The organism is Bailinhaonella thermotolerans, assembly GCF_003594875.1.
Classification (GTDB): domain Bacteria; phylum Actinomycetota; class Actinomycetes; order Streptosporangiales; family Streptosporangiaceae; genus Bailinhaonella; species Bailinhaonella thermotolerans.
In genome coordinates this window covers 178,311-193,317 of sequence record NZ_QZEY01000011.1, presented here as the reverse complement: position 1 = coordinate 193,317, position 15,007 = coordinate 178,311, and the positions used below count along the sequence as shown (strand labels likewise).

General features: G+C 77.8%; 8 protein-coding genes and 1 pseudogene. 5 read left to right on the top strand and 4 right to left on the bottom strand.

What is annotated here, in order from left to right; translation table 11 throughout:
- Window positions 1-295: 295 nt before the first annotated feature.
- The 5 genes and pseudogenes from D5H75_RS25820 to D5H75_RS25800 all read left to right on the top strand — a co-directional run.
- On the top strand, window positions 296-3,820 hold the full coding sequence (locus tag D5H75_RS25820; protein ID WP_340137774.1) for a non-ribosomal peptide synthetase: 3,525 nt from the start codon (window positions 296-298) through the stop codon (window positions 3,818-3,820).
- Complete coding sequence (locus D5H75_RS25815; RefSeq protein WP_119929111.1) at window positions 3,817-8,844, top strand: non-ribosomal peptide synthetase; 5,028 nt, start codon at window positions 3,817-3,819, stop codon at window positions 8,842-8,844. The genes D5H75_RS25820 and D5H75_RS25815 overlap by 4 nt, the downstream gene beginning before the upstream one ends.
- Window positions 8,841-9,932: a Gfo/Idh/MocA family oxidoreductase gene (locus D5H75_RS25810; RefSeq protein WP_119929110.1), complete on the top strand. Its 1,092-nt coding sequence runs from the start codon at window positions 8,841-8,843 to the stop codon at window positions 9,930-9,932. The genes D5H75_RS25815 and D5H75_RS25810 overlap by 4 nt, the downstream gene beginning before the upstream one ends.
- On the top strand, window positions 9,929-10,672 hold the full coding sequence (locus D5H75_RS25805; RefSeq protein WP_119929109.1) for a thioesterase II family protein: 744 nt from the start codon (window positions 9,929-9,931) through the stop codon (window positions 10,670-10,672). Before D5H75_RS25810 ends, D5H75_RS25805 begins: the two co-directional genes overlap by 4 nt.
- Window positions 10,669-11,286 (top strand): annotated as a pseudogene (locus tag D5H75_RS25800) (response regulator); the annotation flags it as partial. The gene D5H75_RS25805 and the pseudogene D5H75_RS25800, both read left to right, overlap by 4 nt.
- On the opposite strand, the gene D5H75_RS44645 reads toward D5H75_RS25800, so the two are convergent.
- The 4 genes from D5H75_RS44645 to D5H75_RS25780 are packed head-to-tail and all read right to left on the bottom strand — an operon-like array spanning window position 11,287 to window position 14,814.
- Window positions 11,287-12,018 (bottom strand): tryptophan 2,3-dioxygenase family protein, encoded by a 732-nt coding sequence (locus tag D5H75_RS44645; RefSeq protein ID WP_119929107.1) that lies wholly within the window; start codon window positions 12,016-12,018, stop codon window positions 11,287-11,289.
- Complete coding sequence (locus tag D5H75_RS25790) at window positions 12,008-13,168, bottom strand: pyridoxal phosphate-dependent aminotransferase (RefSeq protein WP_202638500.1); 1,161 nt, start codon at window positions 13,166-13,168, stop codon at window positions 12,008-12,010. Before D5H75_RS25790 ends, D5H75_RS44645 begins: the two co-directional genes overlap by 11 nt.
- Window positions 13,165-14,025 (bottom strand): class I SAM-dependent methyltransferase, encoded by an 861-nt coding sequence (locus D5H75_RS25785; protein ID WP_119929105.1) that lies wholly within the window; start codon window positions 14,023-14,025, stop codon window positions 13,165-13,167. Before D5H75_RS25785 ends, D5H75_RS25790 begins: the two co-directional genes overlap by 4 nt.
- A 42-nt stretch (window positions 14,026-14,067) precedes the next feature.
- Window positions 14,068-14,814: an SDR family NAD(P)-dependent oxidoreductase gene (locus tag D5H75_RS25780; protein ID WP_119929104.1), complete on the bottom strand. Its 747-nt coding sequence runs from the start codon at window positions 14,812-14,814 to the stop codon at window positions 14,068-14,070.
- Window positions 14,815-15,007 lie beyond the last annotated feature (193 nt).

Genomic DNA, 15,007 nt, shown 5'->3' with positions numbered 1-15,007 from the left:
TGCCCGCGCGTTCCGGGTCGCGCCCCTGAGCCCGCGTCCCGATCCCGCGCGCCGGGCCCGGCGGGGGTGCGGACAAGGGCGGATTTCTCTGTGCAAGGAGGGACAAGCCCGGCGATGACGTGGGAGATCACCGCCCCGAGGTTGCGCGGCCCTATCGGTTTGGTGATATCGACCTCCCGAGCGCGGCGGGCTTATCGTCGAGTTTGCCTTTGCCGCCATCGCAGCAAACGCCGGCGTTCGACACAAGACCGATGCGCCCGGACGGGCGCCCGCCGCTCCGTCGCGAGGAGTGATCGTGACAGGTGATCCCGCCACACCCCCCCGGCGCACGCGAGGAGACCGGACGGCGAGGGAGCCGCTGACGCGGGAGGCGATGCGGCGGGCCGTGGAGGAGGCGCTCGGCAGGCCGCCCGGATCCGTCGGCGACGACGACGACCTCATCGGCCACGGCGCCGACTCCATCGCGATCATGCGGCTGGCCGGCGCCTGGCGCCGGTCCGGCGTGGCGCTGAGGTTCGCCGACCTCATCGAGAAACCCACCCTGCGCGCCTGGTGGACCCTGGCCGCCGAGCGCGCCGCCGCCCCCGCCGAGCCGTACGGCCCCGCGGAGCCGCCCGCCGCCGGCGAGCCGCACGGCCCCGGCGAGCCGGACCGGCAGGGACGGGCGGCCGGCGGCGGGAGCGCCGGCGGCCAGGCGGTCACGCGGGGCGGCCCCGGCGGCGAGGGTCCGGTGGAGCCGGCGCCGATGCAGCAGGCGTACTGGATCGGGCGCGGCGAGGACCAGGTCCTGGGCGGGGTGAGCGCGCACTTCTACGCCGAGCTCGACGGGCGGGGCGTGGAGCCGGAGCGGCTGGAGCGGGCCGTGCGGGCGCTGCTGCGGCGGCACGGCATGCTGCGGGCCCGGTTCGGCGAGGACGGGCGGCAGGAGATCCTCCCCGAGAGCCCCTGGCCCGGCCTGACCGTGCACGACCTGCGCGAGAACCCCGGCGAGGCGGAGGCGATCCGGGCGCGCCAGGCGCACCGGCGGTTGGCGGCCGAGCGCGGCGAGGTCTTCGACGTCGCGCTGTCCCTGCTGCCCGGCGGCGTCACCCGCACCCACGTCAACATCGACATGCTGGTCTGCGACGCGCTCAGCTACCAGATCGTGCTGGCCGACCTGGCCGAGCTGTACGCCGGCCGGGAGCTGCCGCCCCTGGACTACGGCTTCCCGCGCTACCTGGCCGAGCGGGCGCGGCGGCGCTCGGACGCGGCCGCGCGCGCCCGGGAGCACTGGCGGGCGCGGCTGCCCGGGCTGCCCGGCGCGCCGCAGCTCCCGCTGGCCGCCGACCCCGAGAGGCTCGCCCGCGCCGGGGTCGCGCGGCGGCACCACTGGATCGGCGCGGCCGGCCGCGAACGCCTGGCCGCCGGGGCGCGGGCGCGCAACCTCACCCTGCCCGCCGTCCTGGCCACCGCGTTCGCCGAGGTGGTGGCGGCCTGGAGCGCCGAGCCCCGGTTCCTGCTGAACCTGCCGATCTTCGACCGGGAGGACCTGCACCCCGACGCCGGCCGCATCGTCGGCGACTTCACGAACCTGCTGCTGCTCGCCGTGGACATGTCGGGCGAGGCGCCGTTCGCCGAGCGGGCCCGCCGCCTGCAGGACCGGTTGCGCGGCGACCTGGCGCACACCGAGTACTCCGGCGTGGAGGTGCTGCGCGACCTGGCCAGGATCAGGCCCGGCGACTGGATGATGGCCCCCGTCGTGTTCACCAGCGCGATCGGCATGGGCGAGCTGTTCGGCCCGGCCGTGCGGCGGCGCCTGGGCACGCCGGTGTGGCAGAGCTCGGAGACGCCGCAGGTCTGGCTCGACCACCAGGTGATCGAGCACGACGGCGGGCTCCTGCTCAACTGGGACGTCGTCGAGGAGCTGTTCCCCGAGGGCGTGGTGGACGGCATGTTCGACGCCTACCTCGCCCTGCTCGGCCGCCTGGCCGCCGCGGGAGACGACGCCGCCGCGGGAGGTGACGGCCTCTCCGGCGCGGGCGGCGGCGCCTGGGAACGGCCCGCCCGGCCGGGCCTCCCGCCCGCGCAGGCCGAGGCCCGCGCCCGCGTCAACGCCACCGGCCCCCCGCACCCGCCGCGCACGCTGCACGGCCGCTTCTTCGCCCGCGCCGCCCGCGAGCCGGACCGCCCGGCGCTGGCCTGGGGCGAGGCGGGCATCATGTCGTACGGCGAGCTGGCCGGGCGGGCGCTGCGCGTGGCCGGGGCGCTGGCCGCCGAGGGGGTGCGGCCCGGCGACGCCGTGGCCGTCACGCTGCCGCGCGGGCCGGACCAGATCGCGGCCGTGCTGGGCGTGCTGGCGGCGGGCGCGGCGTACGTCCCGGTCGGCGTGGACCAGCCGGCGGCCCGGGCGGCGCGCATCCACGCCGGCGCGGGCGTGCGGCGGGTCATCGCCGGGGGACTGCCCGGCGGCGCGCCGCCGCTGCCCGAGCCCGTCCCGGCCGACCCCGCCGGCCTGGCGTACGTGATCTACACCTCGGGCTCCACCGGCGAGCCGAAGGGCGTCGAGATCGAGCACCGGGCCGCGGCCAACACCATCGACGAGATCAACGAGCAGTACGGCGTGAGCCCGGACGACCGGGTGCTGGCGGTGTCGGCGCTGGACTTCGACCTGTCCGCGCACGACGTCTTCGGGACCCTGTCGGCCGGCGGCACCCTCGTCCTCGTCGAGGAGGAGGCCCGGCAGGAGGCCCGGCGCTGGGCCGCCCTCGCCGAGACCTGGAACGTGACAATCTGGAACTCGGTCCCGGCGATCCTCGACATGCTCCTGATCGCCGGCGGCGGCCGGACGCTGCGGCTCGCCCTGATCTCGGGCGACTGGATCGGGCTCGACCTGCCCGGCCGGCTCGCCGCGCGCGCCCCCGGCTGCCGGTTCGTCGCCCTCGGCGGCGCCACCGAGGCCGCGATCTGGTCCAACGCCTACGAGGTCACCGGCCTCGACCCCGGCTGGCGCTCGATCCCGTACGGGTTCCCCCTGCGCGGGCAGCGGTACCGCGTGGCTGACGACGCCGGGCGGGACCGGCCCGACCTGGTGCCCGGCGAGCTGTGGATCGGCGGGGCCGGGGTGGCGCGCGGCTACCGCGGGGACGCCGCGCGCACGGCCGAGCGGTTCGTCGAGCACGCGGGCGAGCGGTGGTACCGCACCGGCGACCTGGGGCGCTACCGGCCCGGCGGGATCCTTGAGTTCCTCGGCCGCGCCGACCACCAGGTGAAGATCCGCGGGCACCGCATCGAGCTGGGCGAGATCGAGGCGGCCGCGCTGGCCTGCCCGGGCGTGGCCGCGGCGGCGGCCGTGCCGGTCTCGGCGGGCCGCATCGGGGCCGCCGTCACGGGCGACGGGACGCAGGCCCCGCCCGACCCGGCGGCGGTGCGCGCGTTCCTGGCCTCCCGGCTGCCCGCCTACATGGTGCCCGACGACCTGGTCGTCCTGCCCGCGCTGCCGCTGAACGCCAACGGGAAGGTGGACCGCGCCGCCCTGCCCGGCCTCGTCTCCCGCGCCGCCGCCGCGGGGGAGTCCGAGCCGCCGCGCGGGCCCGTCGAGACCGAGATCGCCGCGCTGTGGGGCGGCCTGCTCGGCGTGGCCGGCGTCGGCCGGGGGCAGAGCTTCTTCGCCCTGGGCGGGGACAGCCTGTCGGCCACCCGGCTGCTGGAGGAGCTGCGCGTGCGGTTCGGGGCCGAGCTGAGCCTGCGCCGGCTGTTCGCCGCGCCCACCGTCGCGGGGATCGCCGCGCTCGTCGCCGAGCGCGCCGAGGAGACCGAGGAGATCGAGGAGGGCGTCATATGACCCCGCCCGGCGGCCGTCCCGCGCGCCCTGAGGACCCCGCCGCGCCGGACGCGCCCCCGGCCGGGGCCGTACCCCCGGCTGAGGCCGTACCTCCGGCTGAGGCCGTACCTCCGGCCGGGGAGCTGGTGGAGGCGCTGGCGGCCGAGGGGGTGCGGCTCTGGGAGGAGGGCGGCGAGCTGCGGTTCCGCGCGCCCAAGGGGGTGCTCACCCCCGAGCGGCGGGCGATGCTGGCCGCGCGGCGCGCCGACGTCCTCGCGCACCTGCGGCGCGGCGTGCTCACCCCCCGGCCCGAGGCCCGGTTCGAGCCGTTCCCGCTGACCGGCGTGCAGGCCGCCTACCTGCTGGGCCGCCGGGACGTGTTCCGCTACGGGGGCGTGTCCTGCCACGGGTACGGCGAGCTGGCCTTCCCCTGCCTGGACCGGGCCCGGCTCGAGGACGCCTGGAACCGGCTGGTGCGCCGCCACGACATGCTGCGCGCCGTCATCGGGCCCGACGGGACCCAGCGGGTGCTGCCCGAGGTGCCGCGCTACCGGATCCGCTCCTGCGGGCCCGATCCCGGGCAGGCCCGGCGGGAGATGGCCCACCGCGTCTACGACCCCGGGACGTGGCCGCTGTTCGAGCTGCGCGCCGGGCCCGACCGGCTGCACTTCTCCATCGACTTCCTCATCGCCGACCTCGTCAGCACCCGGATCCTGCTCGACGAGCTGCACCGGCTCTACCACGACCCCGGGCACGAGCCGCCGCCGATCGGGGTGTCCTTCCGCGACTACGTGCTGGCCGAGCGGGAGCTGCGCGCCGCCGACCGGCGCGACCGCGACTACTGGCTGGCCCGCGTCGACGACCTGCCCCCCGCCCCCGCGCTGCCCCTCCTGGACGGCGACCCCGGCGACCGGTTCCGCCGGTGGGCCGCCCGCCTGGACCCGGGCGAGTGGGCGGGGCTGCGGGCCGCCGCCGGCGAGCGCGGCCTGACCTCCTCGGTCGCCGTCCTCACCGCCTACGCCGAGGTCCTGGCCCGCTGGTCCGGGCAGGAGCGGTTCACCCTCGACCTGACCCTGCAGAACCGGCTGCCCCTGCACCCCCACGTCGGCCGCCTCGTGGGCGACTTCACCGAGGTCGGGCTGCTGGCCGTGGAACCGGCCGCCACCCCCGCCGCCCGGGCCCGCGCCGCCCAGGAACGGCTCTGGGAGGACCTGGACCACCGCCTGTTCTCCGGCCTGGAGGTCATGCGCGAGCTCGTACGGCGGCGCGGTCCCGACGCCGGGCTGTTCCCCGTGGTGTTCACCAGCGCCGTCGGCGCCGAGACCGCCGAGAGCGGGCCCCCGCGCGGGCTGGGCCTGCTCCACGGGATCACCCAGACGCCGCAGGTCTGGATCGACTGCCAGGTCATGGAGTCCGGCGGCGGCCTGGACGTCAACTGGGACGTGCGCGAGGGGGTGTTCCCCGGCGGCCTGGTCGAGGACATGTTCGCCGCCTTCGAGGACCTGCTGCGCCGCCTGGCCGCCGGCCGGTCCTGGGACGACCCCGAGGCCGTACGGCTGCCGCCCGCCCAGGCCGAGCGCCGCCGCCGGGCCAACGCCACCGCCGCCCCCCTGCCCGGCGGGCTGCTCCACGACGGCTTCCTGGAACGCGCCGCCCGCGACCCCGGCCGCGTCGCGGTCATCGCCCCGGACCTCCGCCTGACCTACGGCGAGCTGGCCGCCTGGGCGCGCCGCGTGGCCGCCGGCGTGCGCGGCCGGGGCCCGATCGTGGGGGTCCAGCTCGACAAGGGGCCCGGGCAGGTGGCCGCCGTGCTCGGCGTGCTGCTCGCCGGCGCCGCCTACCTGCCCCTGGACACCGACCAGCCGCCCGCCCGCCGCGCCCGCATCCTGCGCGACGCGGGCGTGCGCTGCGTGGTCACCGCCGGGCCCGGCGCCGGCCTGCCCCCGGGCGTCCACCCCGTCCCCTGCCCGCCGCCGCCGGAATCGCCCGCGGCCGCCGTACCGGGGGAGGGGGCAGTACCGGGGGAGGGGGCCGCCGGGCGGGCGGACCCCGGCGACCTGGCGTACGTGATCTACACCTCGGGCTCGACCGGGGCGCCCAAGGGCGTGATGATCAGCCACCGCGGCGCCCTCAACACCATCGCCGACATCAACGCCAGGTTCGCCGTCGGCCCGGACGACCGCGTGCTCGGGCTGGCCGCGCTCGGCTTCGACCTGTCGGTCTACGACGTGTTCGGCATGCTGGCCGCCGGGGGCGCGCTCGTGCTGCCCGCGCACGCCCGCCGCGCCGACCCCTCGCACTGGGCCGCCCTCATGGCCGCGCACGGCGTCACCGTGTGGAACTCGGTCCCGGCCCAGATGCAGATGCTGTGCGACTACCTGGAATCGGAGGACGTCGCGCGCCCGCCGCTGCGGCTGGCCCTGCTGTCGGGCGACTGGATTCCCGTCCGGCTGCCCGGCCGGATCCGCGCGCTCGTCCCCGGCGCGCGCGTGGTGAGCCTGGGCGGCGCGACCGAGGCCGCCATCTGGTCCATCTGGCACCCCGCCGAGGACACGCCCCCCGGCTCCCCCAGCATCCCGTACGGCAGGCCGCTGGCCAACCAGGAGTTCCACGTCCTGGACGAGGCCCTGCGGCCCTGCCCCGACCTGGTGCCCGGCGGCCTGTTCATCGGCGGCGCCGGCCTGGCCATGGGCTACCTGGGCGACCCGGGCCGCACCGCCGAGCGGTTCATCGGCCACCCCCGGCTCGGCCGCCTGTACCGCACCGGCGACCGGGGCCGCTACCTGCCCGACGGGACGATCCAGTTCCTCGGCCGCGAGGACCGGCAGATCAAGCTGCGCGGCCACCGCATCGAGCCGGCCGAGATCGAGGAGGCGCTGACCGCCCACCCCGCCGTCGGCGTGGCCGTGATCGTCCCCGACCCCGCCGCCGGGCTGGCCGCCTTCGTCGAGCCCGCCCGCCTGCCCGGCCCGCCGCAGGCCGCGCCGCTGCCCGACCCGGCCGCCGCCGACCGGGCCGCCGCGCAGGCCGTGGAGGACGCCGGGAGCTGGCCGGAGTGCTCCGACGCGCTCGACCGGGCCGCCCTGCTGTCGATGCTCGACGCGCTGGCCGTGCTCGGCGGCGAGCCCCCCGCCCCCGGCCGCCGCCGCCTGGTCCGCCGCTGGGCCCGCGCCCTGGAGGCCGCCGGGCTGGCCAAACGCGACCCGGCCGGCGACGGCCTGGCCGACCCGCGCCGCCCCGGCCCCGCCGAACTCGCCGGGGCGTGGCGGCGGGTGCGCGAACGCGCGGGCGAGGACCCCCGCCTGGTGGCCTACGTCGCCGAGTGCGCGGCGCGCCTGCCCGCCCTGCTGCGCGGCGAGGAGGACCCGCTGCCGCTGCTGTTCCCCGAGGGCCGCCCGGCCGTCGCCGAAGGCGTCTACGCCGCGCCGCCCCCGGTCCGGTGGGCCAACCGGGCCATCGCCGCGCTCGTGCGCGACCTGGCCCCGCGCCGCGTCCTGGAGGTGGGCACCGGCGTGGGCGGCACCGCGGCCGAGCTGGCCGCGGCCCTGGCGCCCTCCGGCGCGGAGCTGACGCTCACCGACGTGTCCCCCTTCTTCGTCGGGGCGGCCCGCGACCGGCTGGCCGGCGTGCCCGGCCTGCGGTTCGCCACCTTCGACCTGGAAGGCGACATCCGGACGCAGGGCTTCACCCCCAACTCCTACGACGTGATCGTGGCCGGGGACGTGCTGCACGCCGTGCGCGACACCGACGCCTGCCTGGCGCGCCTGGCCGGGCTGCTCGCCCCCGGCGGCTGGCTCGTCCTCAGCGAGATCACCCGCGACCACCCCGCGTTCCTGGCGTCCCTGGAACTGCTCATGGACACCGAGTTCACCGACGCGCGGCGCGGCGGCGACGAGGTGTTCCTCACCGAGGCGCGGTGGCGCGAGGCGCTGGCCCGGGCCGGCGCCGACCACGTCGTACGCCTGCCGGCCGGGGAGTCACCGGTCGCCGACCACGCCGGGATGCGCGTCCTGGCCGCGCGGTTCAAGTCCGGGCGGGCCCGCGTGGACCCCGGCGAGCTGACGGCGCACCTGCGCGAACGGCTGCCGGACTTCATGGTGCCCGCGCACGTCCAGGTGGTGGACGCGCTCCCGCTCACCCCCAACGGCAAGATCGACCAGCGGACACTGCGCTCGTGGCTGCCGGCCCCGGCGGCGGCCCCCGCCCGGCCCGAGGAGGCGGCGGGCGAGACCGAGCGCGCGCTCATGGACCTGTGGGCGCGGGTGCTCGAACTGCCCCGGGTCGGCCGCGACCAGGGCTTCCTGGAACTCGGCGGCGACTCCCTGCTGGCCGCCCGCCTGGCCGGGCGCATGCGCGAGGCCCTGGGTGTGGACGTGCCCTTCGACACCCTGCTGCGCCGCGTCCTGGACGGGCCCACCGTCGCCGAACTGGCCGCCTGGCTCGCCGAGGAGGCCGGAGCCGCCCCGCCGGAGGAGGCCGCGACCGGCCTGTCCTGCCCGGTGCGCCGCCTGGGCGGGGACGGCGCCGGGCCCGTCACCGTCCTGTTCGGCGCGGTCGCCGGCCTGCTGCCGTCCGCCGAGACGGCGGCGCTGGCCGGGCGGGGCCCGCTGGCCGCCCTCGGCGACGCCGGCGGCGTCCTCGCGCCCGACGAGGCGGCCGAGGCGCTGCTCGACGCCGAATGCCTGAGCGTGGTCCTGGTGGCCGCGGGCCGGGACGCCCTGCCCGCGCTGGAGACCGCCCGCCGCCTCATGGAGGCCGGCGCCGCCGTGCACCGCCTGGCCGTGCTCGACCCGCCCGCCCCCGGAGACGATCCCGGCGGCGATCCCGGCCGCGGATCCGCCCATGATCCCGGAACCGGTGCCGGCGGCGGATCCGCCCGCGATCCCGCCGGAGGCCCCGGTGGCCCGGCCGCCGGGGGCGCCGAGCCGTACGCCGGGGACGTGACGCTCGTGGGCCCGGGGGCGCGGGCGGCCGCGCGGTGGTGGCGCGAGGTGTGCCTGGGCGAGCTCACCCTGGCCGCCCGCCTGCCGGAGGCGCTGCCGTGACCGGCAACTTGCGGCTCGTCGTGTGCGGGACGGCCTTCGGCCAGGTCTACCTGGAGGCGCTGCGCGCCGCCGCCCTGCCGTACGACCTGGTCGGCGTGGTCGGGCGCGGCAGCGCGCGGTCGGCCGCCTGCGCCCGCCACTACGGCGTGCCGCTGATCACCGACCCCGACCGGGTGGACGCGGACGTGGCCTGCGTCGTGGTGCGCGGCGGCCTGCTCGGCGGGGCCGGCACCGACCTGGCCGTGCGGCTGATGGACCGCGGCGTCCACGTGCTCCAGGAGCACCCGATCCACCGCGCGGAGCTGGCCGGCTGCCTGCGCGCCGCCCGCCGCAACCGGGTCGTCTACCACCTGACCTCCTTCTACCCCGAGCTGCCCCCGGTGCGGCGCTTCCTGGCCGGGGTCGCCGGGCTGCTGGCCCTGCGGCGGCCCGTCCACGTCGACGCCATCTGCGGCTTCCAGGTCGCCTACGCCCTGCTCGACATCGTCGGGGCCGCGCTCGGCCGGCTGCGGCCGTACTCCTTCCGCGCGGCCCCGGCGGGCCGGTCGCCCGGGCCGTTCCGGAGCCTGGACGGGGAGATCGGCGGCGTGCCCGTCAGCCTGCGCGTCCAGCACCTGCTGGACCCCGGCGACCCCGACGCCCACCCCCACCTGCTGCACCGGATCTCCGTCGCCACCGACAGCGGGCAGCTCACGCTCGTCACCACGGCCGGCCCCGTCGTCTGGTCCGACCGGCCCCGCATCCCGCGCGCCGGGGCCGACCCCGCCTCCGGCCCGCTGTTCGCCACCGGGGGGCTGGGCGGCGACGAGCCGGCCGCGGTCGTGCTCGGCCCGCCCGCCGCGCCGGGCCACCAGGAGGTCTTCGCCCGGCTCTGGCCGCTGGGCGCCGCCGGGGCGCTGCGCCGCATGCACGCCGCCGTCACCGCCGGGGAGGACCCGGCCCGGCGCGGGCAGTACCACCTCACGCTCTGCCAGATGTGGCAGGACATCGCCGCCCTGCTCGGCCCGCCCGACCTGACGCCGCTCACGCCCCCGCCCCCGCTCACCCCCGGCGAGCTGGAGACCGTCGCCAAGGCGGTGCGGGGGTGAGCGCCTTCTCGACCTGGTTCCGCCGCTACCGGCCCGCGCCCGGGGCCCGGCGCCTGTTCGTGTGCTTCCCGCACGCGGGCGGCTCGGCCGCCTTCTACCGGCCCTGGGCGGAGGCCCTCGGCACCGGCGCCGAGGTGCTGGCCGCGCAGTACCCCGGCCGCCAGGATCGGATGGACGACCCCTTCCCCGCCGACCTGGACTCCCTGGCCGCCGAGATCGCCGCCGCGCTCGCCCCCGCGCTCGGCCGCCCGCTCACCCTGTTCGGGCACAGCCTGGGCGCGGCCGTCGCCCACGAGGTGGCCCGCCTGCTGCCCGGCGAGGTCGGCCGCCTCGTCGTCTCCGGCCGCCCCGGGCCCGGCCGCACCCGCCGCACCGCCACCCACCTGCTGCCCGGCCCCGAGCTGTGGGACGCCGCCTGCCGGCTCGGCGGCACCCCGCCCGAACTGGCCGCCCTGCCCGAACTGCGGGACCTGGCGCTGCCCGCGCTGCGCGCCGACTACCGCCTCAGCGAGACCCACCGGCCCCGCCCCGGCCCCCCGCTGCACTGCCCCGTCCTGGCCTGCCTGGGCGACCGCGATCCTGAGGTCACCCCCGCCGAGGCGCACGACTGGGCCCGCGTCACCGACGCCGGGTTCCGGCTGCGCGTCTTCCCCGGCGGCCACTTCTACCTGGTCCGCGGCCGCGACGCCCTGCTGCGCGAGATCGCCCGCTGTCCCCTCGCGGCGAGGGCCGCCCGATGAGCGTGCCCGCCCGCGTCGTGGTCGTCGACGACGAACGGCTCGCGCTGTCGGGCCTGGAGTCCATGCTGACCTGCGCCGGGCTGGACGTCGTGGCCACCGCCAGGGACGGCTGGACCGGCGTGTCCGCCGTCCGCGACCACGACCCCGACGTCGTCGTGCTCGACCTGGTCATGCCCGGCTGCGACGGCCTGGCGATGCTGCTGCTCCTGCGCCACCTGGGCTTCGGCGTCCCCTGCCTGGTGCTGACCAAGCACGACGAGGACCACCGGCTGCTGCCCGTCATGGCCGCCGGCGCCCGCGGCTTCCTGCGCAAGGACACCGACGGCCAGGAGGTCGCCGCCGCCGTCCTGGCCCTGCGCGCCGGCCACGTCGTGCTCAGCCCCTCGGCCGTCGAACGGCTGGCCCGGCTGGCCGCCAACGGCGCCACCCAGCCCTGCCCTCCGCTGCGGGTCGCCGTCGAGCTCAAGTCCCGCCGCTACGAGATCTCCCCGTGGTCCGAACCCGCGCTCCAGGCGCTCACCCAGCGCCAGCTCGACGTGCTGGAACTGGTCGTGGCCGGCCGCAGCAACCAGGAGATCGCCGAACGCCTCAACATCAGCGTCGCCACCGCCAAGTCACACGTCTCCAGCGTGCTCGGCAAGCTCCGGCTCCGGCGGCGGGCCCAGATCGTCGCCCTCTTCGCCGGCGTCGGCGACGATCCGCCGCAGCAGATGGCCGACGCCCTCGGTGCCGCCGGTCCCCGGCCGGTCCCCGATGAACCGGTACGCGACCTTCGCATGTAGGCCGCGCCAGGCCGTGATCGCGCCCAGATACGCCTCCAGCGCCGCGTCGCACGCGCACACCGCGTGGCCGCAGTCCGGCGGCCGGTGCGGGGCGCCCTCCCCGGCCGCGGGCAGCGCCGCCCGCAGCCCCGCCCGCAACCGGCGCACCGGCCCGTGCCGCCGGCCCCGCAGCAGCCCCCGGAACTGCTCGGACTCGGCCCCGCTGGCCCCCTCCAGCGCCCCCCGGAACGCCAGGAAGGACTCCGCGGGCAGCCGGCCGAGGTGCGCCAGGGTCCGCGAGAGCAGACCGGCCGTCGCCGCCGCCCGCAGCACCACCGCGCTCGCCGCCTCCCAGTCGCCGAACCCGGCCAGCCGGCCCGCCTCCTCCAGGTCCACCAGGATCTGCGAGGCCCACAGCTCGCTCGCCTGGTGGCAGACGATGAAGAACCGCTCCGCCGCCCAGATCCCCGGGTCCTCCCGCGGCGTGACCGGCCGCTGCGCCGCGAGGATCCGCTCCAGCGCCAGATAGGAACGGTAGGACGGGCCGGGCGGGGACACCCCGGGCGGGGACAGATCAGCCGGCATCGCCGCGCCCCAGGAAGGCCAGCAGCCGCCGCACGCCCTCCAGCGTGACCTCCCGCTCCCAGCACAACGTCAGCCGCGCCAGCCCCGGGCCCCGCGGATCGCCCGGCGGCACGAACCCCCGCCCCGGCGCCACCGCCACCCCCGCCGAGTCCAGCAGCTCCCGGCACAGCGCGTCGCTGTCGGCCGTGTGCGCCGACAGGTCCAGCAGCGCGTACCAGCCGCCGTCCGGGACCGACCGCAGCAGCGGCCCGGCCAGCCGCACGACCTCGTCGCGCGTGGCCCGCACGTAGGCGTGGTGGGCGGCCAGGTGCGCGTCCCCGCAGGCGAGCGCGGCCAGCCCGGCGTACTGCACCGGCGTGCTCGGCGCGATCAGCGTGGCCTCCTGCACCCGGCGCAGCAGCCGGGCCCGCTCGTCCGTGGGCGCCGCGACGTACCCCAGCCGGCAGCCGGTCATCGAGAAGCCCTTGGAGAACGTGCGCACCGAGAAGACCACCCGGTCGCCGGCGGGCAGCGCCGCGTCCAGCGCCGCGGGCCGGGCGGGCGCGCCGGCGTAGACGAAGTCCTCGTACGCCTCGTCGCTGATCAGCCAGACGCGGCGGCGGGCCGCCCACGCGTGCGCCGCCGCGATCGCCTCCTCCCCGAGCACCACCCCCGAGGGGTTGGCCGGGGAGTTAACCACGAGGGCGCACACCTCCGGCGACCACAGCTCGTCCAGCGCCGCCGGGTCGGCGTAGAAGCGCGGCCGCAGCCCGGCCATCAGCACCTGCTGCAGGTGGATCGGCCAGTGCACCTCCGGCAGCAGCGCCACCCCGCCCTCGAACGCCACCGACTGCAGCACCGCCGCGATCGCCTGGCACGACCCCGGCGTCACGAACACCCGCTCGGGCGAGGGCGCCCCGCCGCCCGGGAACCGGGCGGCCAGCGCCTCACGCAGCTCCGGCAGGCCGGGCGCGTCGGTGTAGGACGTGAGCCCGTCGCGCACCGCCCGGGCGAAGGCCTCCGTCACCGCCTGCGGCATGCGGATGTACGGCTCGCCCACGTGCAGCGCGATCGTCTCCGGGCCGCGCAGCCGCACCAGCCGGTGGATCTCGTGCAGCGAGGACACCGGGATCGACCGGCTGCGCTCCCGGGCCGCGGCGACCCCGCTCACGCCCCGGCCCGGCAGGTGTAGACGACGAAGCTCTGCAGCGCCGGGTCACGGTCCCCGATGACCGTCTTGTCGTGCACGGCGAAGCCGTTCAGCGCCAGCTCCCGCTCCAGCAGCAGCGGCGAGGTCTTGTGCTCCTCGGCGTTGCCGGTCACCAGGTCGTCGCGGGCGATCGCCAGCTCGGCGATGAGCACCGGCCAGGCCCCCCGCGCCGCCGCGTGGTCGCCCACGAACTTGTACCAGGTCCACAGGGCCCGGCGGCGGTCCCGCTCCAGCCGCAGGCTCCACTCCGGCACCTCCCCGCTCGCCCGGTACGCCTCGGCGGCCGCGGCCGAGTCGAAGACGTACCCGTCCACCAGCAGGACCTCCTCGGCGCGCGCCAGCCGTTCGCGGTCCTCGGCGGTGAGGTACTCGGGGCAGAACTCGTCACCGATGACGAGCACGCCGTCGGGGGTCAGCACCCGCCGCACGTGCCGCAGGTAGTCGTGGGCCAGGTGGTGGTGCGAACCCCAGGAGACCACCACCTCCACCGGCTCGTCCCACTCCTCGAACGGCCGGTCGAAGACCCGGGCCCGGGGACGGCCGGCCAGCTTGGCCCGCGCCTGCGCCAGCGGGTTGGGCGCGATCTCGTTGGCGATCACCTCGCAGTCGGGCAGCGCGCGGGCGAGCATCAGCGACAGGTCCCCCGACCCCGACCCGACGTCCAGCACCCGCAGCGGGCGGCCCAGGTCGGCGCGCAGCTTGCGCACGGCCGACACGATGTGCTCGTCGCCCTCGGCGATGTCGGGGTGCCCCTCCCGCATGATCGTGCCGACGTCCAGGTCGCGGTAGCCGGGGTCGGCGTAGACGGTGTCGCTCATGGAGGTCTCCTTCGCGTTGGGGCGGTCGGCCGCGGGCGCCGTTCAGCAGGAACGGCCCCCGTCGACCACGATGAGGCTGCCGGTCACCCACGACCCGGCCGGGCCGAGCAGCAGTTCGATCCACGGCACCACGTCGTCCGGCGTGCCCATGCGGCCCAGCGGGGTGGTGGCGACCAGGTCGGCGCGCAGCCGGGCCACCTCCTCGGGCGACCCGCCCAGCTCGTCGTACATCCCGGTGTCGATGGCGCCGGGCAGGACCGCGTTCACCCGGACGCGCGGGGCCAGCTCCCGGGCGAGCGAGCGGGTCAGATGGTGCAGCCCGGCCTTGCCCGCGCCGTAGGCCGCCCGGCCCGGCACGGCCAGCAGCCCGCCGATGGACCCGACGTTGACCACGGCCCCGCCGGCCTCCCGCAGCGCGGGGACGGCCTCGCGGATGAGCCGCAGGGGAGCCAGCAGGTTGGTCCGCACCATCGCCTCCACCGCCGCGTCGTCGGCGTGCTCGACCCCGCCCAGCCGGGCCAGGCCGGCGTTGTTCACCAGCCCGTCCAGGCGGCCGAAGGCGCGCAGCGTCTCACCCACCACGTGGGCGGCCGACGTGCGGTCGGTGACGTCGGCGGGGAGCACCAGGCAGGAGCCGGGATCGGCGCAGGAGTCCGCCGTCTCCAGCAGGCGCTCCTTGCGGCGGCCCACCAGGACCAGCCGACCGCCCCGCCGGGACAGGGACACCGCGAGCGCGCGTCCCAGCCCGGACCCCGCCCCGGTGATGACAACCACTGGATGGACCGGCATCCCCGACCCTCCCGGGTCCTGGCCTTTTCGGGCGTCGAGCTACACGCTAGCCAGGCGGGACGTCCTCGGCCATGCGCCGATCGGCGCATTTTTCCGCCCCCGCGACATCCGCCCTTCGGCGGAGTCTCATCCCTTCGGCGGACTGCTTCGCGACGCTTGTCCGGTTAGGGGGCGATCGGTTGCCCGCCCGCCG

Bases quoted from the DNA above. Each gene is read 5' to 3' on its own strand.
- D5H75_RS25815 (WP_119929111.1), top strand. From the start codon at position 3,817: ATGACCCCGCCCGGCGGCCGTCCCGCGCGCCCTGAGGACCCCGCCGCG.
- D5H75_RS44645 (WP_119929107.1), bottom strand. From the start codon at position 12,018: ATGCCGGCTGATCTGTCCCCGCCCGGGGTGTCCCCGCCCGGCCCGTCC.
- D5H75_RS25785 (WP_119929105.1), bottom strand. From the start codon at position 14,025: ATGAGCGACACCGTCTACGCCGACCCCGGCTACCGCGACCTGGACGTC.
- D5H75_RS25780 (WP_119929104.1), bottom strand. From the start codon at position 14,814: ATGCCGGTCCATCCAGTGGTTGTCATCACCGGGGCGGGGTCCGGGCTG.